We start from the raw sequence: 25684 nt of genomic DNA on the forward strand, positions 1-25684 counted from the left end.
TCAATCCTGGCTGCGCTGCAGGATGTCGCGTCCGGCGCTGAGCGAGCTCGCGCCGCGCACCGCCAACCCGTCGACCAACAATTGCAGGCCGAACGCGAACTGCCGTGACGTGTCGCGGTGAAGCACTGACTGTTCATCGGCCAATGCTCCTGCGGCGTCCCACTGCAGCCGTGACTGCTCGTCAGCGGTGAAGCCGAGCACGTAATAGAGCACCGTCCGAGCGGCCAACTCGTCATCCGGTGACACCACGCCGGCCTGCTGGGCGGCGTCGGTGAGCTGCGCGACGATCTCACCGACGATCTGGGATTGCCCGGCCGCGAAGCTGGACGACACCAGCTCGGCTCCGTCGGTGTGCGACAGCAGTGCGTCCCGCAGTGCCACACAGATCTGGTGGATCCGGCCCGGCCATGCGGAGGCGGTGCGCTCGATGCGGACGGGTTCGAGAATGCGGTCGGCGACAGCGCCCAGCAGTTCCTGTTTGTTGGCGAAGTGCCAGTACAACGCGCCCGGGCTGACACTGAGCTCACGAGCCAGGCGCCGCATCGTCAGGTCGGCGATGCCGTAGTTGTCGAGGATGGCCGTCGCCGCATCCACCACGTCGGGTTTGTGGAGTTGCACACCGTTACCCTAGCCTGAACGGTGTTCAATTGTCGGCCCGGCCGACGTGTTCAAGTGTCGGCACCGCCGACGTGTTCAAGTGTCGGCCCGGCCGGCAGACGATCCACAGGAGGACGTTTCGGTGACGCAGGCAGCCGTAGATGTGTTGGGCATGGCTCGCGAGCAGGTTCTGGAGCGCGGCGTCGGCCTCGACCGGGATCAGACTTTGCAGGTGCTGCAGCTTCCCGACGACCAGCTCGAAGACCTCCTCGCCCTGGCCCACGAGGTCCGGATGAAGTGGTGTGGCCCCGAGGTCGAGGTCGAGGGCATCATCAGCCTCAAGACCGGCGGCTGCCCGGAGGACTGCCACTTCTGTTCGCAGTCGGGTCTGTTCGCCTCCCCGGTGCGTAGCGCCTGGCTCGACATCCCGAGCCTGGTCGAGGCGGCCAAGCAGACGGCCAAGACCGGTGCCACCGAGTTCTGCATCGTCGCGGCGGTGCGCGGTCCGGACGAGCGGCTGCTGGCGCAGGTGGCCGCAGGCATCGAGGCGATCCGCAACGAGGTCGACATCCAGATCGCGTGCTCGCTGGGCATGCTGACGCAGGAGCAGGTGGACCGCCTCAAGGACATGGGCGTGCACCGCTACAACCACAACCTGGAGACCGCGCAGTCGTACTTCCCCAACGTCGTCACCACCCACTCGTGGGAAGAGCGCTGGGGCACGCTGGAGATGGTGCGCGAGGCCGGCATGGAGGTCTGCTGCGGCGGCATCCTCGGCATGGGGGAGACGCTGGAGCAGCGCGCGGAATTCGCCGCCAACCTGGCCGAGCTCAACCCGCACGAAGTCCCGTTGAACTTCCTGAACCCGCGTCCGGGCACGCCGTTCGGTGACCTCGAGGTGCTGCCGGCATCCGAGGCGCTCAAGGCAGTGGCTGCGTTCCGCCTGGCACTGCCGCGCACCATGCTGCGTTTCGCCGGTGGCCGCGAGATCACTCTCGGTGACCTCGGCGCCAAGCAGGGCATCCTGGGCGGCATCAACGCCGTCATCGTCGGCAACTACCTGACCACGCTGGGCCGCCCGGCCGAGTCGGACCTGGAATTGCTCGACGATCTGCAGATGCCGCTCAAGGCGCTGAACGCCAGCCTGTAGAACTGGTGGTGATGGTTCAAGATTTGCCCGCGCCCGTCGGCGCCGGCCTATACAACGTCTACACCGGGGTCCAGGCGGACGCGGCGGACGGAAGTGTCATTCCTACCGCCGCTCAGCTCGGCCTGGAACCACCCCGGTTCTGTGCCGAGTGCGGCCGCCGGATGATCGTCCAGGTGCGGCCCACCGGGTGGTGGGCGAAGTGTTCGCGGCATGGGCAGGTGGATTCGATGGACCTGGATACGCGGCGATGAGCCTCTCGGGCGAAGAGCAGAAAGCGCCGATGAGCCTCTCGGGCGAAGAGCAGGTTGCCCAGGCCGGCCCAGGTCGCGCCAATATCCCTGGCGCACCGCGAGTTTCGCGCGAGCGGGCGGTACTGATCGTGATGGCTGCGCTCGCGGTGGCGGGTGCGGTGATCGGCGCGGTGTGGGCCTGGCTGGCTCCCGGAATTCATGGCGTGGTCGCGTTGACCCGCAGCGGTGAACGGGTGCACGCCTATCTGGGCAGCGAATCCGACCACTTCTTCACGTCGGCGTTCATGTTCGTGGGCATGCTTGTCGTCCTGGCGGTCGTGGCCGCGGTGGCGCTGTGGCAGTGGGCCCCACATCGCGGGCCGGTTCTTGTCGGTGCTTTGGCCGCGGGTTGTGCGTTGGCCACCGGGACGGCCGCCGGTGTCGGTGTGGCTCTTGCCCACCTGCGGTTCGGGTCGTTGGACATCGCCGGAGCTCCGGTGACCCCGGAACATCGGGTGCACTACGTGATGGAAGCGCCGTCGGTCTTTTTCGGGCACACACCGCTGCAGATCGCCGGCACGATCCTGTTCCCCGCGGCCGCAGCGGCAATGGTCTACGCGCTGATCGCGGTGTCGACGGTGCGCGATGACCTGGGCGCGTGGCCGCCTGTGGAGACGCCGACATATCCGGTGATCCCGCCGGTGGTCAGTCCGCCGGGGGCTTGACGGCTGCCGCTTCGAAAAGCTCGACGGGGTTGCCGTCGGGGTCGGTGATCTGGATCTGCCGGCCGCCCGGACCCGTCTCCACCGTGTTGCGGAACGAGACGTCGGCCCCGCGCAACTCGGTGATGGCCGCGTCGAGGTCTTCGACCTCGAGCACGAACCGGTTGAAGCCTCCGGGGGCCTGTGAACTTCCGTCGGGCAGTTGACGCGCGCCTGAGCTGCCCGGCCCGCTCAAGAACAGGGTGAGATTGCCGTTGGCCACGGACGCGAATGCCGGCCCTCCGCGCAGGGCGACATGAAACCCCAGGTGCTCCGTGTAGAACGCGACCGCACGCTCGACGTCGGTGACCTGGTAGCGGACCGCGCCGGTTCGGTAGGTGGTGTGTCCAGACATGACCGCAGTGTGCGCGACTTTCGCGGCGGATGTATTGAACGAAATTGACCTACGGTTCGAGCGCGATGTGGTCGTTCTTTGTGACGTAGACGCTTCGGCGTAGTTGCTGGGCGGGCGTCATCCCGGAGAATTCCTGGAACTCCCGGATCATGTGCGACTGATCGGCATACCCGTGCTCGATGGCGAAGGTGGACCAGTGCGGCGGTGACGGTGCCGAAGAGACGGCGTCGTGCGCGTGCCGGAACCGCTTCAGGCGGGCGAACCGTTTGGGCGCCATTCCGACCTGGGTCGTGAACAGCTGGATCAGTCTGCGGTGGCTGAGGCCGACTTCGCGGGCCAGCGTTTCGATCGTTGGTTGGCGGGTGTGGCTGAGCGCGCGCACCGCAAAGGCCACTTCACGGGTCAGTTCGCCGCCGCCATGGGATCGGGTGAGTAATGCGCATTCGACGATCGCCAAGCGCTGTGAGACCGATTCCGCTTCGCAGATCTCGGCGCGGACGTGGGACGCCGCGCTGTTCCACAACACATCAAGGTTGACATGGGAGCCGAGCAGTTCGCGCGGTGAAACACCGAGCACTGCGAGGGCGCCACCCGGCCTGAAATGCACGCCCACCATTGCGGTGTGCTCGCGCGGGTCTATGTCGAACGGTCGGGTATAGGGCCCGGAGACTACGGCACCAGAAAACTGTTGTGAACCTTCATGATTCGTTAGGGCTATGACGTCAGCGCCGAGATTTACGACAAGCTCGGTGGTCCCGGTGGGCAGGATGCGTTCCGCCGAATGCATGGGTCCGTCCGCAAGGCACCACAGGTGGTCGACGCTGTCGCGCAGGGCCACCGTCGGGGGCTGACGGATATAACGCATCTACCCCTATTGTGCCAGCGCCTGGCGGGTCAGAGCGGGCGCCGCCGGACAGGCCGTCCCATGGCGACCTTGGCGCCGATTCCGACGAGTCGCGCCATGCCCATGTAGGTCATCGGGTTGAGCAGCGTCGGCCATTTGGATCGCACCAGGTTGTCGGTCAGCGGGCGGTCGGCGAACCGGTCGGTCAGCCAGCGCAATGCCATCGGCGCCGAGAACGGATGCAGCAGTAGGTGCTCGCTGAACATGTCGCGGTGGTAGGTCACGTCGGCGCCGCCGGCTAGATAGGTATCGGCGAGTTCGTCGATGTCGTCGACCGAGATGATTTCGTCGTGCACCGCCTGCACGATCAGAACCGGCGGAACCGGCACGGCCACACCGAGTTTGGTGTCCTGGAACACCTCGGTGACCTCGGGCCCGTCGAGGATCTCCTCCAGCGGCAGGTCGACCAGATCGGCCATGTCGGTGCGGAACATCCGCACGATGGCCTCCACAGTGGTCATCCGGTGCAGCCGGTCCAGGATCTTGCGTCCCTCGGTGGTGGCGTGCTCGGCGATGACGCGGTTGAGGTTGGGGTAGATGTCGGCGAGGGCTGCCACCACGAGCGCCGGCAGCCCGGAGAACACGGTGCCGTTGAGTCGGCGGAAGGTGTTTCCGAGGTTGCCTACGGGGGAGCCGAGGACGGCGCCGACGATGTTGAGTTCGGGGGCGTAGCTGCCGGCCATCTCGGCCGCCCAGGCGCTGGCCAGGCCGCCCCCGGAATATCCCCACAGGCCGATGCGTGCCTTCGGCGACAACGAAAGGTGTTCGGTGTTGAGCGCCGCGCGCAAGCCGTCGAGCACCCGGTAACCGGGCTCGTAGGGCGCGCCCCACATGCCGTCGATGCCCTCATGGTCGGGTACCGAGACCGCCCAGCCCTCGGCCAGTGCGGCCGAGATGAGGAGAAGCTCCAGTTGGGCCAGTGAGCCGGTGGCCTTGGCGTGGTGGCGCAGCGCGTAGGACGGGAAGCACCGGGCCGAGATGGCGTCGATGGCGCACTGATAGGACACCACCGGGCAGTCGGCTGCGGCATCGGCCGGGACGATGACGGTGGTGGCCGCAGCTTCGGGGATGCCGTTGCGGTCGGTGGAGCGGAACAGCAGCTGCGTGGCCTGCAGGCGCTGGGGGATCAGGCCCAGAAAGGCCAGTTCGACATCGCGGCTGCGCAGGACGGTGCCCGGTTCGGCGTGCTCGAATCCAGCAGGCGGGGCGTAGAACGCATCCCGGTGGGGGAGTTCGGGTCGAGCGGCCCGGTCGAGCTCCTCGTGAGGTGCTCGACCGATCCATTCGGCTCCGGAGGCGCGTGCTGCACTGCCCAAGTCCATCCAGGCATTCTTACTTAAGGAGGGTCTAAGAATCCACTCGACTCACCCTGGCGGGCGTAATGCGGCGAATTCGTCGGTGACGCGGTACCGGGATTCGGTGAAGCGGTACAGCGCCGCGGGGCGTCCGCCGCTGCGGCCTGATCGAGCGGTGGTGCCGGTGCGGGTGATGACATTGCGGCGTTCCAGAACCCGCTGCAGGTTCGTCGCGTCGACTTGATGGTCGAGCGCGGCGCTGTAGATGTCACGCAGCGTGGACAGGGCGAATTCTCTTGGTGCCAAAGCGAATCCGATGTTGGTATACGACATCTTGGCCACCAGCCGGTTGCGCGCGTGTTCGACCATCGGCGCGTGGTCGAAGGCCATCGGGGGCAGGTCGCTGACCGGATGCCACCGGGTGTCCGGCGGTAGGGCTGGGGTCGAGGGAGAGGGCATCAGGCCCAGGAATGTGGATGCGATGGTCCGCACGCCAGGAACCCGATGTGGATCGGAGAACACGGCCAGTTGTTCGAGGTGGGCAAGTTCACGCAGGTCAACCTTCTCGGCCAGCTGTCGCCGAACCGAGCTGATCAGGTCCTCGTCGTCCTCCAGTCGACCGCCCGGCAGAGACCATTTGCCCCGCTCCGGATCGAGTGCCCGCTGCCATAGCAGCACGTTGAGGGCCGGCTGTCGGGTGTCGAGACCGCGAACCTGGAACACAGCGGCGAGTACTTCGTGCGCGGTGTTACGATGTGGCATGTTTTCGATTATAAGTCGAAAACCTGACGCAGTGGAGGAGGTCGGCGTGACCGCTCTCAATGACACCCTCTCGGGTGGCCTGGCAGAACAGATCGTCGATGGCCCCGGTGGCTATTCAGGCGTTGACGGCGACGAGAAATGGGCCGCTGAGATCCGCCGTTTGGTCGACCTGCGCGGCGCGACGCTGCTGGCGCACAACTACCAGCTGCCGGCCATCCAGGACGTCTCCGACCACGTCGGCGATTCCCTGGCGCTCTCGCGCATCGCCGCCGAGGCCCCCGAAGACACCATCGTGTTCTGCGGTGTGCACTTCATGGCCGAGACGGCCAAGATCCTCAGCCCTGACAAGACGGTGCTGATCCCGGACCAGCGGGCCGGTTGCTCGCTGGCCGATTCGATCACCGCCGACGACCTGCAGGCCTGGAAGGATGAGCACCCCGGCGCGGTCGTCGTGTCCTACGTCAACACCACCGCCGCGGTGAAGGCGCTGACAGATATCTGCTGCACGTCGTCGAATGCGGTCGAGGTCGTGGCGTCCATCCCCGAGGACCGAGAGGTGCTGTTCTGCCCGGATCAGTTCCTGGGTGCGCACGTGCGCCGCGTCACCGGGCGTAAGAACCTGCATGTCTGGGCCGGCGAATGCCACGTGCACGCCGGGATCAACGGCGACGAGTTGGCCGCCCAGGCCCGGTCACACCCCGACGCCGAACTCTTCGTCCACCCCGAATGCGGTTGTGCCACCTCGGCGCTCTACCTGGCGGGTGAGGGTGCGGTTCCCGAGGATCGGGTGAAGATCCTGTCCACCGGTGGCATGCTCGACGCGGCGCGGGAGACCCGGGCCCGGCAGGTTCTCGTCGCCACCGAGGTCGGCATGCTCCACCAGTTGCGCAGGGCCGCACCCGAAGTCGACTTCCTGGCCGTCAACGACCGCGCTTCGTGCACCTACATGAAGATGATCACCCCTGCTGCGTTGCTGCGATGCCTGATCGAGGGCGCCGACGAGGTGCATGTCGATCCCGAAACCGCCCGGCTGGGTCGTGCCAGCGTGCAGCGGATGATTGCGATTGGTCAGCCCGGCGGCGGCGAATGACTCCGACGGGCAGCGCCCGGGGATCGAGCCGCTTCGCCTGCGGCAGTTCAACGCTGTGGCAGCAGCGTGCTGATGTCGTCGTGGTCGGCACCGGGGTCGCCGGCCTGGTGGCGGCCTTGGCCGCGCATCGCCGTGGCCGCCGGGTGGTGGTGCTGAGCAAGGCCCGTGAGACGGCGACTTTCCATGCTCAGGGCGGGATTGCCGTCGTTCTGCCGCACACCGACGACTCGGTCGACGCTCATGTCGCGGACACCGTCGCCGCCGGGGGCGGCCTGTGCGATCCGGACTCCGTGCGCTCGATCGTCGCGGCCGGGTACGGCGCGGTAGCCGATCTGGTGACCGACGGCGCACAGTTCGACGAGGCGGCTCCCGGGCGCTGGGCACTGACCCGCGAGGGTGGGCACACGCGACGCCGGATCATTCACGCCGGCGGCGACGCGACCGGGGCCGAGGTGCAGCGGGCACTCGATTCGGCAGCGGCCAAACTCGACATCCGCCGTGACCATGTGGCGTGCGAGATCCTGCGCGACGACAGCGGTGTGACCGGGGTGCTGGTCCGCAACGAGGACGGCCTGGGCATCGTGCACTCCCCGTCGATCATCCTGGCCACCGGCGGCCTGGGCCATGTGTACCAGGCCACCACCAACCCGAGCGGCTCGACCGGCGACGGCATTGCACTGGCGTTGTGGGCCGGAGTTGCGGTCCGCGACATCGAGTTCGTCCAGTTCCACCCGACGATGCTGTACGCCGAGAACAGCGGTGGCCGGCGGCCGCTCATCACCGAAGCGCTGCGCGGTGAAGGCGCCATACTCATTGATTCGCACGGTAATTCAGTAACCGACGGGGTGCACCCGATGGGGGACCTGGCCCCGCGCGATGTTGTTGCCGCGGCGATCAACGGCCGACTGAGCGTCACGGGTGACCCGTGCGTATACCTCGACGCCCGCGGCGTCGCCCAGTTCGCCAACCGGTTCCCGACGGTGGCGGCGGCATGCGCAGCAGCCGGCGTCGACCCGACCCGCCAACCCATCCCGGTGGTGCCCGGTGCGCACTACAGCTGTGGCGGCGTGGTGACCGACGTGCACGGACGTACCGAGCTGCCAGGCCTTTTCGCCGCGGGCGAGGTGGCCCGAACCGGGATGCACGGGGCCAACCGGTTGGCCTCCAACAGTCTCCTCGAAGGACTGGTCGTCGGCGGCCGGGCCGGTCGGGCGGCCGCCGAGCACGCGAGTACCGCGGGCTCGGTGCGGGCACAGGCGCCGCAGGAGCGTCGCCATGATGTTGTTGACCGAGATGTCCTGCAGCACACCATGTCCGAATGTGCATCGGTGGTGCGCGACGCCGAGGGCCTGCGCCGCCTCGACGGCGTCCTTTCCGACGCGCGATCCGTCCAGCCCGCCACTCGCCACAGCTTCGAGGACGCGGCCCTCACCGCAACCGCACAGGCGATTGCCGTCGCAGCCCTGGCCCGCACCGAAAGCCGGGGTTGCCACCACCGTGGCGACCATCCCGAAACCGACCCCGCTCAGGAGCACTCTGTGACGATTCGTGCCGTAGCCGGCCGTCCCGCCCTCGACGCCCCAACGGCGGTGTGCTGATGGCACTTTCGGATACCGAGTTGGCCGAGGCCCAGGCCACGATCGCGCGGGCACTCGAAGAGGACCTGCGCTACGGCCCGGATGTGACGACCCTCGCCACCGTCGGCGCCGATGCGATGACCACCGCGTCGGTGGTGAACCGGGAACCGGGCGTGGCCGCGGGCGTCGACATCGCGCTGCTGGTGCTCGACGAGGTACTCGGCGCCGACGGCTACCGCGTGATCGACCGCGTCGAGGACGGTGCCCGGCTGGACGCCCGTTCGGCGATCCTGACCGTCGAGGCGCCGACCCGGGGTCTGCTGACCGCCGAGCGCACCATGCTGAACCTGATGTGTCACCTGTCGGGGATCGCCACCGCGACCGCGGCCTGGGTCGACGCGGTGGCCGGCACCCACGCCAAAATCCGCGACACCCGCAAGACGCTGCCGGGCCTGCGGGCGCTGCAGAAGTACGCGGTGCGCGTCGGCGGCGGCGTCAACCACCGGATGGGACTCGGCGACGCGGCACTGATCAAGGACAACCACGTCGCCGCGGCCGGGTCGGTGCTGGCTGCGCTCAAGGCCGTCCGGGCCGAGGCTCCGGACCTGCCGTGCGAGGTCGAGGTGGATTCCCTCGAGCAACTCGATGACGTGCTCGCCGCCGATGTGGAATTGGTGCTCCTCGACAACTTCCCGGTCTGGCAGACCCAGATCGCGGTGCAGCGCCGGGACACGCGATCGCCCAAGACACTGCTGGAATCCTCGGGAGGCCTGTCCCTGGACAGCGCTGCCGAGTACGCCGGTACCGGGGTCGACTACCTGGCGATCGGTGCACTCACCCATTCGGTGCGGGTGCTCGACATCGGTCTCGACACCTGACCGGGGGACACCTGGCGTAATTCGCGCCGAACAGCGGTCGGTGTGCAGCCGGTGTGCTGGCGCACGGTCCGGCACAGGTGGGCCTGATCGGCGAAGCCCAGCCCAGCGGCGATGTCGGCCATCGTGGACTCACCGCGTTGCAGTAAGTCGAGGGCCTTTCCGACCCGCACCCGGTTGCGATACCGCGTCACCGATACTCCGAGTTCATTGCTGAACGATCGGCTCAGCCGGTATGCGGAGACCCCGAGAGCGCCGGCAAGGGAGAACAGTCCCACGGCTGTGTCATCGGCCTGCCTGATCGCGTCGCGCGCCTGGGCCACCATCCGACGGTCGGCGGGACGACTCGGCGCATCGGCGGCCGGCATCGGTCGTTGCGCGGCGGCACGCAGCGCTGTTCCCACGAGTTGCACCAGGCTCTCGGCGAGTTGGTAATCGGGATCGTGGTGATGGGTGGCCAGCAACCGCCGATGCGTCAATTCCAGCCGGGCGTCTACATACACCGCGGCGGGCCCGGTCCGTCTCGGCTCGCCGGCGAGCTGCCACCAGTTCGGCGCGCTGAGCTGTACTGACGTGCACCTGTCGCCGCCGTGTGAATGTGCGAATTGCTCGCTTTCACCAGGCGCGCCGAGGTAGCCCAGCGTTGCATCGTGCTCCACCGCACCGCCGGGTCCGCGGCGGCGAAAGCAACCAGAGCGCACCAGCACGAACCGTCCGTCGATCGGGCACTCGGGCTCGGACCAACCAGCATTCCCGCCGGTGCAGTCCCACGTCGCGACGCTGAAATCGGGTCGTGCGATCAGGGTCTGGGCGGTCAACACCTCTTGCACGTTAGCCATGGGGACCGACAGTCTGGGCCGGCGTCGACAGCGCGCAAGAATGTTCAAGACAGTCGATCGGCGCCCGGCCAGACTGGTGCCATGGCATGGATCAACGTTGAATTCGACATCGAAACCGACAGCGCCCGCGTGTGGCAGGTGATCGGCGACTGGGCGGACGGTCCGGTGCGCATGGCGCCGGGCTTCGTGGCGGCCTCCGAGGCGGACGGCGATATTCGCGTCGTGACGTTCGCCGACGGATTCATTGCCCGCGAGCGCCTGGTCAGCCGCGACGATCAGGCCCGCCGGATCGCCTACTCGTTGATCGGCGACGCCGCACGACCCGAGCACGACAACGCCGTGATGCAGGTGGTGGCCAACGGCCCGCATCGGTGTCGCTTCGTCTGGTCACGCGATGTGCTGCCAGACGGTGCGGCCGGTGGGCTGGGTGCGGTGATGGAGCAGGCAGCGCCGATCATCAAGGGTGCGTTGGAGAACTTGACGGGCGGTTAGGCGGTCGCGCCGCGGCGGACCAACGAGAGCACCACGGCGGCGGTGGCGAACAGCCCGGAGAACACCCGGCCCAGCATGGTCTGCTGACGCGGTGTCTGCAGCCAGGTGAGCATCCGGGCGGCCAGCCCGGTGTAGAGACTCATCACGACCACGTCGACGGCGACCATGGTCGCCCCGATGGCCAGATACTGCGGCAGCAACGGCGCGGTGGGCACCACGAACTGCGGTAGTACCGCGACCAGGAACACCAGGCCCTTCGGGTTGGTGGTGTTGACCAGGAATCCGCGCATCACCAGGGCCAGCCGGCCTCGCTCGCCCGTACCGCCCATCCGGTCGCGCAGATCCTGCGAGGCGCTACGCCACTGCTGGATCGCCAGATAGATCAGGTAGGCCACACCGATCCACTTCACGATGTGGAAGGCCAGCATCGACTTGGCGACGACGGCGCCCAGGCCGACGGCGACCAACACCAACTGCAGGAGCAGCCCGATCTGGAGTCCGAGCACGCTCCATGACCCGCGGCGTACGCCATGGGTCAGGCCGGTCGCCATCGACTGGATCGCCCCGGCTCCCGGGGACACGCTGATGGCGATCGACGCTCCGAGAAACGCCAGCCAGATCTGCCAGGTCATGTATGCAGTCTGGCGAGCCTGTCAAACGATATCTGCGACGAAGACGCCCATCCGGCGGGCGGCGCCGCGGGGGATCCGGGGCAGCGTCGGATCATCCGTGCCCGCAGGCAGGACGCGCGGGTTGGTGATCTTGATGTCGCCACGGAACAGGTGCACGTCGGCCCCGCCGGCCGCTATCACGTTCTTCACCCAGTTGGTCTTGCCGTGCATGAGCGTGACCGCGAAGACATTGCCCTTGCGGTAGCTGGTGACGATCGTCTCGTACGGCGTACCGGAGGTGCGGCCCCGATGTTTGATCACGGTGAAGCCCGGCAAGCGCCTGGAAAATGGTTTCACCAGCGGGTTGATGTATTTGATCTGGAACCGCTCCAGCGCAGGCGGCATAAGCATCGGTACGCCGGGGGCGTTGTTCGGGTGGTCTTTCGCGGACATCTGGGGCTCCATTCGGCAGTCTGGAACTACCCTACGGCGGGTTGTGCCGGCAGCAGTGGACGACGGATTTTTATCAACTGGACTGATCAGGGACAATTGAACCGATGGCCGAGTTTCAGATGTCCCGTATCGACCTGCGCAACCGTGCGCTGAACGCCGCGCAGTTGCGTTCCGCGCTGCCCCGCGGCGGAGTCGATGTGGACGCAGTGGTGCCCAAGGTCCGTCCGATCGTGGAGGCCGTCGCCGAGCACGGCGCGACGGCCGCGCTGGACTACGGCCATACCTTCGACGGGATCCGCCCCGACACCGTTCGCGTTCCGGCGGCACGGCTGGCCGCCGCCCTCGCCGAACTCGACCCCGATGTTCGCGCCGCACTGCAGGTCGCGATCGACCGGGCCCGCGCGGTGCACGCCGACCAGCGTCGCACCGACACCACCACCACGCTGGCCCCCGGTGCCACCGTCACCGAACGCTGGGTGCCGGTCGAACGGGTGGGGCTGTACGTGCCGGGCGGCAACGCCGTCTACCCGTCGAGCGTCGTGATGAACGTGGTGCCCGCGCAGACTGCCGGCGTCGATTCGCTGGTGATCGCCAGCCCGCCGCAGGCTGAATTCGAGGGCCTGCCGCACCCGACCATCCTGGCCGCCGCGGCGCTGCTCGGCGTCGACGAGGTGTGGGCCGTCGGCGGTGCGCAGGCGGTGGCGCTGCTGGCCTACGGTGGCACGGACACCGACGGCGCCGAGCTCGCCCCGGTGGACATGATCACCGGCCCCGGCAACATTTACGTGACTGCCGCCAAGCGGATCTGCCGGTCGCAGGTCGGCATCGACGCCGAGGCAGGCCCGACGGAGATCGCGATCCTGGCCGACGACACGGCCGATCCGGTGCACGTGGCTGCCGACCTGATCAGCCAGGCCGAGCACGACGAGATGGCGGCCAGCGTGCTGGTCACCGACAGCGAGGCGCTGGCCGCGGCCACCGACCGCGAGCTCACCCGCCAGTTGGCCACCACCGTGCACGTTGACCGTGTTCGAGTCGCGCTCTCGGGCAAGCAGTCCGCGATCGTGCTCGTCGACGACATCGAGGCAGGGGTGCGGGTGGTCAACGCCTACGCCGCCGAGCACCTAGAGATCCAGACCGTGGATGCGCCCGCCGTGGCCGGCCGGATCCGTTCGGCGGGAGCCATTTTCGTGGGTGCCTGGTCGCCGGTCAGCCTGGGTGACTATTGCGCCGGCTCCAACCACGTGCTGCCGACCGCGGGCTGCGCCCGGCACTCCAGCGGCCTTTCGGTGCAGACGTTCCTGCGTGGTATCCACGTCGTCGAATACGACGAGGCCGCACTCAAGGACGTGTCCGGGCATGTGATCACGTTGTCCAAGGCCGAAAACCTGCCTTCGCACGGCGAGGCGGTCCGACGGAGGTTCGAAAGGTAATGGGCGCACAGGATGTGACGCTGGCCGATCTGCCGCTGCGTGAAAGCCTGCGCGGAAAATCTCCTTATGGCGCACCGCAATTGGTGGTGCCGGTACGGCTGAACACCAACGAGAATCCGCACCCGCCGACGCAGGCCTTGATCGACGACGTCGCCGCATCGGTCCGCGCGGCCGCGGCCGAACTGCACCGTTATCCCGACCGTGACTCGGTGGCGTTGCGCACCGATCTGGCCGCCTACCTCACCGCGGCCACCGGGGTGCAGCTGACTGTCGACAATCTTTGGGCGGCAAACGGTTCCAACGAGATCCTGCAGCAGTTGTTGCAGGCCTTCGGCGGGCCGGGCCGCACCGCGATCGGGTTCGTGCCGTCGTACTCGATGCACCCGATCATCTCCGACGGCACCCAGACCGAATGGCTCCAGGCCGCCCGCGCCGCGGACTTCGGACTCGATGTTGATGCGGCCGTGGCTGCAGTCAGGGAACGCACACCCGACGTGGTGTTCGTCGCGAGCCCCAACAATCCTTCGGGACAAAGTGTCTCTATCGAAGATCTGCGCCGTCTGCTGCAGGCGATGGCGGGCGGCATCTTGATCGTCGACGAGGCCTACGGCGAGTTCTCCTCGCAGCCCAGCGCAGTCACCCTGATCGACGAGTTCCCGGCCAAGCTGATCGTCACCCGCACGATGAGTAAAGCGTTTGCGTTCGCCGGTGGTCGGCTCGGTTATCTGGCCGCCGCGCCCGCGGTGATCGATGCGTTGCTGCTGGTACGTCTGCCGTATCACCTGTCGGTGCTCACGCAGGCTGCCGCCTGTGCGGCACTGCGGCATGCCGACGACACACTGGCCAGTGTCGCCACCCTGGCCGCCGAACGGGACCGGGTGAGCGCCCAACTGACCCGCCTCGGCTACCGCGTGATCCCGAGTGACGCGAACTTCGTGTTGTTCGGCGAGTTCGCCGACGCCCCTGCCAGTTGGCAGCGCTACCTGGACAAAGGGATCCTCATCCGCGATGTCGGTATCCCCGGCTTCCTGCGCACCACCATCGGTCTGGCCGAGGAGAACGACGCGTTCCTGGCCGCCAGCGCCGATCTGGCCACCACCGAACTTCAGCCAGCCAACAGCCCGGTAGGAGCATCGTGACCCGTCGCGCGAAAGTCGAACGCAAGACCAGGGAATCCGACATCGTCGTCGAGATCGACCTCGACGGCACCGGTGTCGTCGACATCGACACCGGTGTCCCGTTCTTCGACCACATGCTGACCGCGCTGGGCACCCATGCCAGTTTCGATCTCACGGTGCACGCCAAGGGCGACATTGAGATTGAGGGCCACCACACGATCGAGGACACCGCGATCGTGCTGGGTCAGGCGCTCGGACAGGCCCTGGGCGACAAGACGGGCATTCGCCGGTTCGGTGACGCGTTCATCCCGATGGACGAGACGCTCGCGCACGCCGCCGTCGACGTGTCCGGCCGGCCCTACTTCGTGCACACCGGCGAGCCCGAGTTCATGGTGGAGTTCACCATCGCCGGGTCCAGCGCGCCGTACCACACTGTGATCAACCGGCACGTGTTCGAATCGCTGGCGTTCAACGCCCGCATCGCATTGCACGTGCGCACGCTCTACGGTCGCGACCCGCACCACATCACCGAGGCGCAGTACAAGGCGGTGGCCCGCGCGCTGCGGCAGGCCGTCGAGTACGACGCCCGGGTCACCGGTGTTCCGTCGACCAAGGGCACTCTGTGACCAAGAAACTCGTCGTCCTGGACTACGGATCGGGCAATCTGCGCTCGGCCCAGAGGGCACTGGAGCGCGTCGGGGCCGACGTCGAGGTCACGGCCGATCCAGGCGCTGCCGCGGGCGCAGACGGTCTGGTGGTGCCGGGTGTCGGAGCGTTCGAGGCCTGCATGACGGGGCTCCGGGCGATCGGCGGGGAGAAGATCATCGCCGACCGCTTGCAGCACGGCCGTCCGGTGCTGGGGGTCTGCGTCGGTATGCAGATCCTGTTCGCCCGGGGTGTGGAGTTCGGGGTGGAGTCCACCGGTTGCGGGCAGTGGCCCGGCTCGGTGACCCGACTGGACGCGCCGGTGATCCCGCACATGGGCTGGAATGTGGTCGACGCGGCGGCCGGCAGCACGCTGTTCAAGGGCCTCGACGCCGCCACGCGCTTCTATTTCGTTCATTCGTATGCTGCCCAGGAGTGGTCCGGTAATCCGGATGCACTGGTCACTTGGGCAACGCATCACGTGCCGTTCATCGCCGCCGTCGAAGACGGCCCGTTGTCGGCTACGCAATTTCATCCGGAGAAGAGTGGCGACGCCGGTGCGACGCTGCTCGCGAATTGGGTTGAGGGACTGTGAGTTTGATTCTGTTGCCGGCTGTCGATGTGGTGGACGGCAAGGCGGTGCGTCTCGTGCAGGGCAAGGCGGGCAGTGAGACCGATTACGGTTCGGCGCTGGAGGCCGCCCAGGCCTGGCAGCGTGACGGCGCCGAGTGGATCCACCTGGTGGACCTGGACGCCGCCTTCGGCCGGGGCAGCAACCGCGAACTGCTGGCCGATCTGGTCGGCAAGCTCGACGTGAAAGTCGAGCTGTCCGGAGGCATCCGCGACGACGACTCGCTGAAGGCCGCCATGGACACCGGCTGCGCCCGGGTGAACATCGGCACCGCGGCGCTGGAAAGTCCCGAGTGGTGCCGCCGGGCCATCGCCGAATACGGCGACCGGGTGGCAGTCGGGCTGGACGTGCAGTTCGAGAACGACAGCTGGCGCCTGCGCGGCCGCGGCTGGGAAACCGACGGCGGCGACCTCTGGGAGGTACTGGATCGCCTTGATCGTGAAGGGTGTTCGCGCTACGTCGTCACCGACGTCACCAAGGACGGCACCCTGACCGGCCCCAACCTGGAACTGCTGGCCGCGGTCGCCGACCGCACCGACGCCCCGGTGATCGCCTCGGGTGGGGTGTCCAGCCTCGATGACCTCCGGGCGATCGCCACCCTGACCGGCCACGGTGTGGAGGGCGCGATCGTCGGAAAGGCGCTCTACGCCGAACGATTCACTCTGCCGCAGGCACTGGCCGCGGTCAGCGGATAAGCGAGGTGGGTGACCTGGATCCGTCGAAGCTGGCCGCGCTGGTTGCCGCGGCGACCGAGATCCTCGACGCGGCGTCGGTGCCGTTCATCGCCGGGCACCGCGCCGATTCCGCGGTCACCAAGCAGGGCAACGACTTCGCCACCGAGGTCGATCTGGCGATCGAGCGGCAGGTGGTGCGGGCACTGACCGAGGCCACCGGAATCGGGGTCCACGGCGAGGAATTCGGCGGTGAGCCCATCGATTCGCCGCTGGTGTGGGTTCTCGACCCGATCGACGGCACCTTCAACTATGCGGCCGGGTCGCCGATGGCGGCCATCCTGCTCGGCCTGCTGGCCGACGGCGAGCCGGTGGCAGGCCTGACCTGGCTGCCGTTCACCGGGCAGCGGTATTCGGCGTTGGCCGGAGGTCCGGTGCGAGACAACGGCACCGCGCTGCCGGCGCTGGGATCGCCGACGTTGACCGATTCGATCGTCGGGATCCAGACCTTCAACATCGACTCCCGCGGCCGGTTCCCCGGCCGCTACCGGGTCGAGGTGCTGTCCAACCTCAGCAGGATCTGTTCGCGGGTGCGGATGCACGGCGCCACCGGAGTCGACCTGGCCTACGTTGCGGCCGGAATCCTCGGCGGAGCCATCAGTTTCGGGCACCACATCTGGGACCATGCCGCCGGTGTGGCGCTGGTTCGCGCGGCCGGGGGCATCGTGACGGACCTGGCCGGAGAACCGTGGACGGCCGAGTCGAAGTCGGCCCTGGCCGCCGCACCCGGCGTGCACGAACGCATGCTGGAAATCGTGAAATCCGCTGGCAATCCGGAGGACTACCTGTGAGCACCATCAGTGATGTCGCGACGAGGGTCATCCCGTGCCTCGATGTCGACGCCGGCCGGGTGGTCAAGGGCGTCAACTTCGAGAACCTGCGCGATGCAGGCGATCCCGTCGAACTCGCGGCCGCTTACGACGCCGAAGGCGCCGACGAGCTGACCTTCCTCGACGTGACCGCGTCCTCGTCGGGCCGGTCCACCATGCTCGAGGTGGTCAAACGCACCGCCGAGCAGGTGTTCATCCCGCTGACCGTCGGTGGCGGCGTGCGCTCGGTCGACGACGTCGACGTGCTGCTGCGCGCCGGCGCCGACAAGGTGTCGGTCAACACCGCCGCCATTGCCCGGCCGGAACTGCTGGCCGAGATGGCCCGCCAGTTCGGCTCGCAGTGCATCGTGCTCAGCGTCGATGCCCGCACCGTGCCGGCCGGCGATCAGCCCACCCCCTCGGGCTGGGAGGTCACCACACACGGTGGGCGCCGCGGCACCGGAATCGACGCCATCGAGTGGGCCGCACGGGGTGCCGAACTCGGGGTCGGCGAGATCCTGCTCAATTCGATGGACCGCGACGGCACCAAGGCCGGATTCGATCTGCCGATGCTGCGCGCGGTGCGGGCAGCGGTGGGCGTCCCGGTGATCGCCAGTGGCGGTGCCGGTGCGGTGGCCGATTTCGCGCCCGCCGTGCAGGCCGGCGCGGATGCGGTGCTGGCGGCCAGCGTCTTCCATTTCCGGGAATTGACCATCGGCCAGGTGAAGGCCGCGATGGCGGCGGAAGGGATCATCGTCCGATGAGTCTCAATCCGGCGATCGCGTCGCGTTTGAAGCGCAACGCCGACGGCCTGTTCAGTGCGGTGGCGCAGGAGCGCTCCACCGGCCAGGTGCTGATGGTCGCCTGGATGGACGACGACGCGTTGGCCCGCACCCTGGAAACCCGTGAGGCGACGTATTTTTCGCGGTCCCGCGGCGAGCAGTGGGTCAAGGGACTGACCTCGGGGCATACGCAGTACGTGCACTCGGTCCGTCTCGACTGTGACGGCGACACGGTATTGCTGGAGGTCGATCAGACCGGCGCCGCCTGTCACACCGGCGCTCACACGTGCTTTGACGCGGACGTCCTTTTGCCCCCCGTGGACTGACTGGCGCCGTATTACCGTGGACCGATGGGAGATTGGTCGCAGTCACTGGTCGACGTCGAGGTGTCGGCCGAGGACGCACCGGAGCTGGGCGCACGCCTGACGCGGTGGCTCATCGACACCGGGATGATCAGTGCCGAGCAAACCGACTGCGTACTCGGGGCGCCCCTTGGGCACCCGCCCGGACCGAACTATGGCCATGCTGTCGGCGGAACCGATCCGGCACCGGTGCTGTGGACCAATGGGGCCGAAATCAGCGTCGGACGGGTGGTGTCGTATAGCTACGAGCCGGAAGTCCTCACCTGTCGGCATTGCGGGCACCGGGAGTTGCTCGCATCGAACGATCAGAAGCGTGAGGCAGCGTTCGCGGCCATCGGTGAATGGTCGGACGGCGGTGTCGGTGCGATGCCCTGCCCGTCCTGTGGTGGCGCCAACGACCTCAACGGGTGGGATTGGGACCCGGCTTGGGGCTTCGGCCTGCTGACCGTGGAGTTCTGGAATTGGAATCCATTGGCGCCCGAGTTTATCGCCGCGGTCAGCGGATTTCTCGGGCACCGGGTCGTCTACACCAACTTCAAGCTCTGAGCGGGCGTTGCGGTCATCGACTTGTCGGTGTGGTCGGCAAGAATGGCGGAGTGACTGACAGCGCTGTGCCGGCCCGCGGCGATTCCGCCGCGGACCGCAAGGCGCGCGGAGCGTTCTTCACCCCGGCCCCGATCACCGACTATCTCGCGCAGTGGGCGGTGCGCTCGGCTGATGAGCGGGTCCTGGAACCCTCGGCAGGTGACGCTGCCTTTCTGGTGGCCGCCGCGCGCCGGCTGCATGAGCTCGGTGTTGAGCTACCCGAGCTTGACGGCATCGAGATCCACCGGTCCAGTGCGGCCACCGCGCGCCGCCGGGTGACCGAGGCCGGGGGACGGGCCCGCATCCGGACTGCGGACTTCTTCGCCATCGAACCGCGTGCCGAATACACCGCGGTGATCGGCAATCCGCCCTACATCCGCTATCAAGAGTTCCGGGGCGCGACCAGGGCGCAGTCGCGGCGCGCTGCACTCAAGGCCGGGGTGACGTTGTCTGGCCTGGCCTCGAGTTGGGCCGCGTTCACCGTGCACGCCGCGCTGTTCCTGCGGCCGGGTGGGCGCCTGGCGCTGGTGCTGCCCGCCGAGCTGCTCAGCGTCAACTACGCAGGGGCGGTGCGGAAGTTCTTGTTCGACCGGTTCGCGAGCGTCGAGCTGGTGATGTTCGACGAGCAGGTGTTCCCCGAGGCCGAGGCCGACGTGGTGCTGCTGCTGGCCGACGGCTACGGCGGCGGGCCGTGCGGTCATGCCGTCATCCATCGGGCCCGTAACGCGGGCTCATTGACATCCGAGCTCGCACAGCGGCGTTGGTCACCGCGCGATCCCGCCGACAAATGGGTCAGCGGGTTGATCGGCAACGCGCCGGTGGAGGCGATCCACCGTCTGCACACTGACGGGCATTTCACGATGCTGGAGACCTGGGGCGACACGACCCTGGGCATGGTGACGGGCAACAACGGCTACTTCGCGCTGTCCCCGGAGCGCGTAGGTGAACTGGGTCTGCAGCGCACCGACCTGCTGCCGTTGTCGCCGCCGGGCAGCGCGCACCTACGCGGGCTGACGCTGTCGGCCGAACAGTTGGACAGACTGGGGGAGGACGGCCGGTCCATCCATCTGTTCCGGCCGGCCGGGCACCCGTCGGCGGCGGCACAGCGCTACATCGATGCCGGGCACGCCGCCGGCGTGCACCTGGCCTACAAGTGCCGGGTGCGGCAGCCCTGGTATCTGGTGCCACTGGTGAGTCCGGCCGATGTGCTGTTGACCTGCATGAATGCGGACACCCCGCGCCTGGTCACCAACCGAGCGAAGGCGCATCACCTCAACTCGGTGCACGGGGTGTACCTGGGTGACGGGGTACGCACGCTGGGCCGCGACCTGCTCGGGTTGGCCGCGCTGAACTCGGTGACGGTGCTCCATGCCGAGATCGTCGGCCGCTCCTACGGCGGCGGCATCCTCAAGATCGAACCGCGTGAGGCCGATCGCTGGCTGGTTCCGTCGCCCGATCTGGTGGCTGCTCGCGCCGACGAGCTGCGAGCGGTGCGCCGACGCGTCGGGGCGCTCCTGGAGCGCGGCAGGCTGCTCGACGCGACGCGCGTCGTCGACGACGCGTTGGGACTTCCGGCCCGGATCGTCTTGGAACCTGTTCGGACGGCGCGCGATTCATTGGCGACCCGCCGGACGGTAAGGTCTCGGCGTGCCCGCTGAACCGTCGACCAAAGCCACCGCGTGGGCGATCTTCGACCGCATCGTGGCCGACGCGGCGCCTGGCGGCGTGCACACCAACCCGTGGGTACGCAGCGCGGGCGAGCTGACCTTCGTCCCGGATTTCCGGGTGCTGCGCAAGCTTCTCGGGGTGCCGTTGTTCCTGGATGCGCCTTCCACCACCGGAGTTCCGGCGCTGGCGTTGGATGTGTGGCTGGCCTACGAGTTGCGGCGCGCCGGATTCGATCCGGATGCGGTGTGGCCCAGGGCGACGGATCCGCGGATCATGCCCGGCGCGATCGCCAGTCTGCTCGAGGCGCTGCCACAGAAGGAACGGCACCTCATCGAGCAACGGCTCAAGCGATCGATGAAAGGCGTTGCCGCGTCGAGCGCCAGCGTGCTGGGCAAGCACTACATGAAGCAGGTCGATGTGGTGATGTCGGACTGGGACACCGGCCCGGAACTGCTGATCAGCACCAAGCGGATGGATTCCAGCTTCGGCAAGAATGCCGCCAACCGTGTCGAGGAAAGCTACGGCGACGCCAAGAATCTGCGCCTGCGCCACCCGTTGTCGGCGCTCGGATTCGTCTACGGTCTACGCTCGACGATTCTCAGCACCGAACCGGACAAGGCCGAGTGGCTCATCGACCTGCTGGGCAAGCTCGGCACCGAGGACGACGCCTATCACGCGGTGGCGCTGGTGATGATCGACTACGACTCCGAGGTCGCCGAGTCCGCGGACGAGGAAGTCGACAGCATCGAAAAAGCCGAGCCCGATGCACTGTTCGAGATCGTCGACGTTGCCACGGCCGCCGTCGACGAGGCGTTGGCGGCACTGCCCGACATCGTGATCCGGCACGACACGGTGCCGCCCGGGCTGCAGCCTTCGCGTTTTCTGGCGACCATGGTCAACCGCGTCATCGACACCACACCGGTGACCCGGCACCGTGAGGCACGCCGGCGTCGTAACACGCCGTCCGACGCCTGACAGAATCGCCGAGATCAACGCAAAGGTCGCAGATTCGCGCCGTGAACGACCTTTGCGTCGCACTCACGGAGGCTACAAGACTCGCGAGCTGGCCTTGGCCCGCGCGCTCCATCTGCCGTCCTGATACCCCACCACCACAGGGTGGGCGAAGGCGTCGCTGACGTGTTCGGTGTTGACCACATCGCGGGCCGGCCCACTGGCCACCGTGCGTCCCTGCGAGATGAGCAGGGCGTGCGTGGTGCTGGTGGGCAGCTCCTCGAGGTGGTGCGTGACCAGGATCGAGGCCATGTCGGGATGCGAGTCATCCAATGTATCAAGGGTTTCCAGTAACTGCTCGCGGGCTGCGACGTCCAGACCGGTAGTGGGTTCGTCCAGCAGGAGCAGCTGCGGATCGGCAATCAATGCCCGCGCGATCAAGGTGCGTCCGCGTTCGCCCTGAGACAGCGTCGGCCAGATCGCGTCAGCGCGGGCGGTCAGCCCCACGGTATCGATGAGGTCGTCGGCCCGGCGCACCTGCTCGGGGGTGGGCGTCCAGTGGGCGGCAATGTCGATGGTGGCGGTGATGCCGGTGAGTACCACCTCGCGCACGGTGAGCGGGTACTGCAGGCGATGCCGGGGATTGACGTGACCGATGGAGCGTCGCAGCACGGCCAGATCGGTGCGGCCCATCTGGCCGCCGAGCACTCGCACGGTGCCCGAGGTCGGAAACGTCACGGCCGCACAGAAACCCAGCAGTGTGCTCTTGCCGGCACCATTGGGCCCCAAGAGTGCCCAATGCTCACCGGACTGCACGGTCAGGGAGATGCCGTCGATGATCTGCTTGCCGTCGCGGCGGAAGGTCACATCGGTGATGTCGAGGACCGGGGTCATGCGAAGGACTCCTTCATTGAGCTCAAATGGGTTCTGCTGGCGGCTGCTGCGGCCTCGGGATCTCGGGCGACGATTGCGTCGGCCAATTGCTGGTGCAGGTCGTGGTCGCAGGGCTCGGATGCGATGGGCTGGATCTTGAGCATGTCGATCATCGCCAGCCGCAGCCGCGGCAGGAAGGCGTCGAACAACTGGATCAGCACCTCGTTGTGGGCGGCGGCGATCACCGTGCGGTGAAATGCCATATCCGCGTCGACGTGATCGGGTACCGACTGGCCGACCACGCCGCGGGCGGCCAGGGTGCGACGGATCGCGCGCAGATCGGCGGGGGTGCGGCGGGCGGCGGCCAGTGCGGCGGCTTCGGCCTCGATGGCGATGCGGGCCTCGATCACCGACACGATGGTGGCGCGGCGCAGCACCGTGTCCCAGTCTTCGACGGCGTCCAGCGCGGTGACGAAGACCCCGGCGCCCTGGCGGCTCTCCAGAACGCCCTTCCCGGACAGCTCGCGGATGGCCTCGCGCAGGGTGGAGCGGCCGACGCCGAGTTGGGCGGCCAGTGTCGTCTCGCCGGGGAGCCGGTGACCCAGCGGCCATTCGCCCTGACGGATGCGCGTCAGGAGCAGCTGGGCGGTCTGGGTCGCCAGCGGGTGACGCTGTACTTGGGACGTCATCGCAACCTGTCTACTTGTCTGAGGAGTTGTGTATAGTCTAGCCATCATGACGCGTGTCCTCCTGCTTAGCCGCCGCGGCGGGGCCTGAATCGACCGGCCCCCTGCCGTGGGGCTGTGTCGCGCCGGTCGAAACCCATCCGACCGAAGGCACCCTCATGACAACGTCAGCATTTCCCACCATCGCCACCCCGGCCGGGGACATCCCGGCGACCGCACCGGGCTGGAACCGACAGCGGCAGTCCCAGATGCCGTCGGGTCGTTACTCGAGCGTGTACGACCGCATCGAAGTACCTCTGGTGCAACGTGATTGGCCTACCGCCCGGATCACCGCCGCGCCGTTGTGGGTCCCAGTGGATCTGCGTGACGGCAACCAGGCGCTGGCCGAGCCGATGGACCCGGCCCGCAAACGCCGGTTCTTCGAGCTGCTGGTCGCCATGGGCTACAAGGAAATCGAGGTCGGATACCCGTCGGCGTCGCAGACCGACTTCGACTTCGTCCGGCTGCTCGCGGAATCCGATATCGCCCCGCCGGATGTCACCATCGTCGTGTTCGTTCCGGCACGCCGCGACCTGATCGAACGGACCGTGGACTCGGTGCGCGGCATCGGCAACGACGTCGTCATCCACATGTACACCGCCACCGCACCGACCTGGCGCGATGTCGTGTTGGGGAAGGACCGCACTGAATTGCGGGACCTGATCCTGGCCGGCGCGCGGGACGTCCTCGAGTTCACCGACAGCATGCCCAATGTGCGGTTCGAGTTCTCACCGGAGGTGTTCAACCTCACCGAGCCCGACTACGTGCTGCAGCTGTGCGACGCGGTGACCAGGCTGTGGCAGGCCACCCCGGACCGTCCCGTCATCCTGAACCTGCCGGCCACCGTCGAGGTTGCCACCCCGAACGTCTACGCCGATCAGATCGAGTACATGCACCGCAATCTGTCTCGTCGGGACAGCGTCATCCTGTCGGTGCACCCGCACAACGATCGGGGGACCGGCATCGCCTGCGCCGAGCTGGCGGTACTGGCCGGGGCGCAGCGGGTCGAAGGCTGCGTGTTCGGCAACGGTGAACGTACCGGCAATGTCGACATCGCCACCCTGGCACTGAATCTGCATGCCCAGGGCGTGGATCCGATGATCGACTTCTCCGACATCGACGAGATCGCGCGGACGGTCAGTCACTGCACCCGCATGCCGATCCACGAGCGCCATCCCTATGTCGGGGACATGGTGCACACGGCGTTCTCGGGAACACATCAGGACGCGATCAAGAAAGGTTTCGCCGAACATCGCCGCCGCGCCGCGGACGTCGGGCGGCCGGAAAATGAAATCGATTGGCGGGTACCGTATCTGCCGATCGACCCGGCCGATATCGGTCGCACCTACGACGCGGTGATCCGGGTGAACTCACAGTCCGGCAAGGGCGGGATCGCCTACCTGCTGGCAGGCGAATACGGGCTGGATCTGCCCCGCCGCCTGCAGATCGATTTCGCCCGTCACGTCCAGGCGCACACCGACGAAAGCGGTGCCGAGGTCACCGCCGCCGAACTGTTCGAGTTGTTCGAGGCGACCTATCTCGATCCGGCCGGGCCGGTGCAGCTCAAGGACTGGCACACCGGCGGCGACGGTGCGGCCGCGGTCACCGACCTCACGCTGGTGTTCGACGGCCGTACCGTGACCAGCAGCCACCGCGGCATCGGCCCGGTGGATGCGCTGCGGGCCGCCCTCGCGGAGATCGGCCATTCGATCGAGGTGTTGAGCCTGACCCAACAATCGATCGGCAGCACCGCCGTCAGCTATCTGGAGTACCGGTCGGCCGGCCGCACCGGATGGGCGTGCGGGCGCAGCGATTCGGTGCTCGCGGCGTCGATGGCGGCGGTGCTGCGGGCGGTCAACGCGCCTTGAGGACTTCCAGTGCCTTGTCGGCGTGGGTGTCCATGCTGATCTCGCTGGAGATCACCGCGAGCACAGTGCGGTCGGTGTCGATGACGAACGTGGTCCGCTTGACCGGCATGAGCTTGCCGAGCAGGCCACGCTTCACCCCGAACTGGGCCGCCACCTTGCCGTCGGCATCCGAGAGCAGCGGGTAGTCGAAACTCTGGATGTCGGCGAACTTGGCCTGCTTGGCGACCGGGTCGGTGCTGATGCCGACCCGGGCCGCCCCGGCGGCGGTGAACTCGCCGGCCAGATCCCGGAAGTGACAGGCCTCCTTGGTGCATCCAGGCGTCATCGCCGCCGGATAGAAGAACAGCACCACCGGGCCGTCGGCGAGCAGGCTCGTCAGGCTGCGATTCGTGCCGGTCTGGTCCGGGAGTTCGAAGTCGGGAACGGTGTCACCGGTCCTGATCTGTGTCATGGTCGCTCAGGCTACGCCGTCTGCATGCCAGTCCTGCTCTGCCGATCTGGGAGGATTGGTC

At 67.6% G+C, this 25684-nt stretch carries 30 protein-coding genes; 19 read left to right on the forward strand and 11 right to left on the reverse strand.

What is annotated here, in order from left to right; genetic code table 11:
* Positions 1-618, reverse strand: coding sequence for a TetR family transcriptional regulator (locus tag AB0I14_RS08240; RefSeq protein ID WP_358018573.1), 618 nt, complete (start codon positions 616-618; stop codon positions 1-3).
* A gap of 151 nt (positions 619-769) precedes the next feature.
* Between AB0I14_RS08240 and bioB the strand changes: the two genes are divergently transcribed.
* The 3 genes from bioB (at position 770) to AB0I14_RS08255 (ending at position 2702) form a co-directional block, all read left to right on the forward strand.
* Complete coding sequence (bioB, locus tag AB0I14_RS08245) at positions 770-1747, forward strand: biotin synthase BioB (protein ID WP_358019058.1); 978 nt, start codon at positions 770-772, stop codon at positions 1745-1747.
* 11 nt (positions 1748-1758) lie between these two features.
* Complete coding sequence (locus AB0I14_RS08250) at positions 1759-1998, forward strand: hypothetical protein (RefSeq protein ID WP_358018576.1); 240 nt, start codon at positions 1759-1761, stop codon at positions 1996-1998.
* A 131-nt stretch (positions 1999-2129) separates the two neighbouring features.
* The gene (locus AB0I14_RS08255) at positions 2130-2702 is read left to right on the forward strand and encodes a DUF2567 domain-containing protein (RefSeq protein ID WP_358019061.1); all 573 of its coding nucleotides are present in this window, start codon (positions 2130-2132) and stop codon (positions 2700-2702) included.
* On the opposite strand, the gene AB0I14_RS08260 is transcribed toward AB0I14_RS08255, so the two are convergent.
* The 4 genes from AB0I14_RS08260 to AB0I14_RS08275 are packed head-to-tail and all read right to left on the reverse strand — an operon-like array spanning position 2683 to position 6054.
* Positions 2683-3093 carry a VOC family protein gene (locus tag AB0I14_RS08260; protein WP_358018579.1) on the reverse strand — a complete coding sequence of 137 codons (411 nt, stop codon included), beginning with the start codon at positions 3091-3093 and terminating at the stop codon, positions 2683-2685. The genes AB0I14_RS08255 and AB0I14_RS08260 overlap by 20 nt on opposite strands.
* Before the next feature lie 49 nt (positions 3094-3142).
* Positions 3143-3931: an AraC family transcriptional regulator gene (locus AB0I14_RS08265; RefSeq protein ID WP_358018582.1), complete on the reverse strand. Its 789-nt coding sequence runs from the start codon at positions 3929-3931 to the stop codon at positions 3143-3145.
* 56 nt (positions 3932-3987) lie between these two features.
* Complete coding sequence (locus AB0I14_RS08270; RefSeq protein WP_358018585.1) at positions 3988-5319, reverse strand: lipase family protein; 1332 nt, start codon at positions 5317-5319, stop codon at positions 3988-3990.
* Positions 5320-5361: 42 nt separating this feature from the next.
* On the reverse strand, positions 5362-6054 hold the full coding sequence (locus tag AB0I14_RS08275) for an NUDIX domain-containing protein (RefSeq protein WP_358018587.1): 693 nt from the start codon (positions 6052-6054) through the stop codon (positions 5362-5364).
* A 46-nt stretch (positions 6055-6100) separates the two neighbouring features.
* Between AB0I14_RS08275 and nadA the strand changes: the two genes are divergently transcribed.
* Genes nadA through nadC form a run of 3 tightly spaced genes read left to right on the forward strand, consistent with a single transcriptional unit; the run spans position 6101 to position 9599 of the window.
* Positions 6101-7144, forward strand: a complete 1044-nt coding sequence (gene nadA, locus AB0I14_RS08280) for a quinolinate synthase NadA (protein ID WP_358018590.1) — start codon at positions 6101-6103, stop codon at positions 7142-7144.
* Positions 7141-8742 (forward strand): L-aspartate oxidase, encoded by a 1602-nt coding sequence (locus AB0I14_RS08285; RefSeq protein WP_358018593.1) that lies wholly within the window; start codon positions 7141-7143, stop codon positions 8740-8742. The genes nadA and AB0I14_RS08285 overlap by 4 nt, the downstream gene beginning before the upstream one ends.
* On the forward strand, positions 8742-9599 hold the full coding sequence (gene nadC, locus AB0I14_RS08290) for a carboxylating nicotinate-nucleotide diphosphorylase (RefSeq protein WP_358018596.1): 858 nt from the start codon (positions 8742-8744) through the stop codon (positions 9597-9599). Before AB0I14_RS08285 ends, nadC begins: the two co-directional genes overlap by 1 nt.
* Here nadC and AB0I14_RS08295 read toward each other — a convergent pair.
* A complete protein-coding gene (locus tag AB0I14_RS08295) occupies positions 9536-10435 on the reverse strand; it encodes an AraC family transcriptional regulator (RefSeq protein ID WP_358018599.1) in 900 nt (299 codons plus the stop codon). The two genes, nadC and AB0I14_RS08295, sit on opposite strands and share 64 nt — an antisense overlap.
* Positions 10436-10516: 81 nt before the next feature.
* Here AB0I14_RS08295 and AB0I14_RS08300 point away from each other — a divergent pair, with 81 nt between their 5' ends.
* Complete coding sequence (locus AB0I14_RS08300; RefSeq protein WP_358018602.1) at positions 10517-10927, forward strand: SRPBCC family protein; 411 nt, start codon at positions 10517-10519, stop codon at positions 10925-10927.
* Here AB0I14_RS08300 and rhtB read toward each other — a convergent pair.
* Positions 10924-11559: a homoserine/homoserine lactone efflux protein gene (rhtB, locus tag AB0I14_RS08305; protein WP_358018605.1), complete on the reverse strand. Its 636-nt coding sequence runs from the start codon at positions 11557-11559 to the stop codon at positions 10924-10926. The genes AB0I14_RS08300 and rhtB overlap by 4 nt on opposite strands.
* A 21-nt stretch (positions 11560-11580) precedes the next feature.
* Positions 11581-11991: a nitroreductase family deazaflavin-dependent oxidoreductase gene (locus tag AB0I14_RS08310; RefSeq protein WP_358018608.1), complete on the reverse strand. Its 411-nt coding sequence runs from the start codon at positions 11989-11991 to the stop codon at positions 11581-11583.
* A gap of 104 nt (positions 11992-12095) precedes the next feature.
* Between AB0I14_RS08310 and hisD the strand changes: the two genes are divergently transcribed.
* From hisD to AB0I14_RS08365, 11 genes are read left to right on the forward strand one after another with little or no spacing between them, the layout of a single operon-like run.
* Positions 12096-13424, forward strand: coding sequence for a histidinol dehydrogenase (hisD, locus tag AB0I14_RS08315; protein WP_358018611.1), 1329 nt, complete (start codon positions 12096-12098; stop codon positions 13422-13424).
* On the forward strand, positions 13424-14563 hold the full coding sequence (locus AB0I14_RS08320; protein WP_358018614.1) for a histidinol-phosphate transaminase: 1140 nt from the start codon (positions 13424-13426) through the stop codon (positions 14561-14563). Before hisD ends, AB0I14_RS08320 begins: the two co-directional genes overlap by 1 nt.
* On the forward strand, positions 14560-15168 hold the full coding sequence (hisB, locus tag AB0I14_RS08325) for an imidazoleglycerol-phosphate dehydratase HisB (protein ID WP_358018617.1): 609 nt from the start codon (positions 14560-14562) through the stop codon (positions 15166-15168). The genes AB0I14_RS08320 and hisB overlap by 4 nt, the downstream gene beginning before the upstream one ends.
* Positions 15165-15782: an imidazole glycerol phosphate synthase subunit HisH gene (gene hisH, locus AB0I14_RS08330; protein ID WP_358018620.1), complete on the forward strand. Its 618-nt coding sequence runs from the start codon at positions 15165-15167 to the stop codon at positions 15780-15782. The genes hisB and hisH overlap by 4 nt, the downstream gene beginning before the upstream one ends.
* On the forward strand, positions 15779-16513 hold the full coding sequence (gene priA, locus AB0I14_RS08335; protein ID WP_044518436.1) for a bifunctional 1-(5-phosphoribosyl)-5-((5-phosphoribosylamino)methylideneamino)imidazole-4-carboxamide isomerase/phosphoribosylanthranilate isomerase PriA: 735 nt from the start codon (positions 15779-15781) through the stop codon (positions 16511-16513). The genes hisH and priA overlap by 4 nt, the downstream gene beginning before the upstream one ends.
* A complete protein-coding gene (locus AB0I14_RS08340; RefSeq protein WP_358019063.1) occupies positions 16510-17340 on the forward strand; it encodes an inositol monophosphatase in 831 nt (276 codons plus the stop codon). Before priA ends, AB0I14_RS08340 begins: the two co-directional genes overlap by 4 nt.
* Complete coding sequence (gene hisF / locus AB0I14_RS08345; protein WP_358018623.1) at positions 17337-18122, forward strand: imidazole glycerol phosphate synthase subunit HisF; 786 nt, start codon at positions 17337-17339, stop codon at positions 18120-18122. The genes AB0I14_RS08340 and hisF overlap by 4 nt, the downstream gene beginning before the upstream one ends.
* Positions 18119-18466 carry a phosphoribosyl-AMP cyclohydrolase gene (gene hisI, locus AB0I14_RS08350; protein ID WP_358018626.1) on the forward strand — a complete coding sequence of 116 codons (348 nt, stop codon included), beginning with the start codon at positions 18119-18121 and terminating at the stop codon, positions 18464-18466. The genes hisF and hisI overlap by 4 nt, the downstream gene beginning before the upstream one ends.
* Positions 18467-18490: 24 nt before the next feature.
* Entirely contained in the window at positions 18491-19048 is a 558-nt protein-coding gene (locus tag AB0I14_RS08355; protein WP_358018629.1) for a hypothetical protein, read from the forward strand.
* 50 nt (positions 19049-19098) lie between these two features.
* On the forward strand, positions 19099-20745 hold the full coding sequence (locus tag AB0I14_RS08360; protein ID WP_358018632.1) for an N-6 DNA methylase: 1647 nt from the start codon (positions 19099-19101) through the stop codon (positions 20743-20745).
* Positions 20735-21730, forward strand: coding sequence for a hypothetical protein (locus tag AB0I14_RS08365; RefSeq protein WP_358018635.1), 996 nt, complete (start codon positions 20735-20737; stop codon positions 21728-21730). Before AB0I14_RS08360 ends, AB0I14_RS08365 begins: the two co-directional genes overlap by 11 nt.
* A gap of 72 nt (positions 21731-21802) precedes the next feature.
* Here the strand turns inward: AB0I14_RS08365 and AB0I14_RS08370 are convergent, their stop codons facing one another.
* Together AB0I14_RS08370 and AB0I14_RS08375 are read right to left on the reverse strand one after the other, a co-directional pair.
* The gene (locus tag AB0I14_RS08370) at positions 21803-22600 is read right to left on the reverse strand and encodes an ATP-binding cassette domain-containing protein (RefSeq protein WP_358018638.1); all 798 of its coding nucleotides are present in this window, start codon (positions 22598-22600) and stop codon (positions 21803-21805) included.
* A complete protein-coding gene (locus AB0I14_RS08375; RefSeq protein WP_358018641.1) occupies positions 22597-23268 on the reverse strand; it encodes an FCD domain-containing protein in 672 nt (223 codons plus the stop codon). The genes AB0I14_RS08370 and AB0I14_RS08375 overlap by 4 nt, the downstream gene beginning before the upstream one ends.
* Before the next feature lie 245 nt (positions 23269-23513).
* On the opposite strand from AB0I14_RS08375, the gene AB0I14_RS08380 reads away from it, so the two are divergent.
* Positions 23514-25172 carry a 2-isopropylmalate synthase gene (locus AB0I14_RS08380; RefSeq protein ID WP_358019066.1) on the forward strand — a complete coding sequence of 553 codons (1659 nt, stop codon included), beginning with the start codon at positions 23514-23516 and terminating at the stop codon, positions 25170-25172.
* Here AB0I14_RS08380 and AB0I14_RS08385 read toward each other — a convergent pair.
* On the reverse strand, positions 25159-25614 hold the full coding sequence (locus AB0I14_RS08385) for a peroxiredoxin (protein ID WP_358019068.1): 456 nt from the start codon (positions 25612-25614) through the stop codon (positions 25159-25161). The two genes, AB0I14_RS08380 and AB0I14_RS08385, sit on opposite strands and share 14 nt — an antisense overlap.
* Positions 25615-25684: the final 70 nt, after the last annotated feature.

The organism is Mycobacterium sp. NPDC050441 (assembly GCF_040655355.1).
GTDB lineage: Bacteria > Actinomycetota > Actinomycetes > Mycobacteriales > Mycobacteriaceae > Mycobacterium.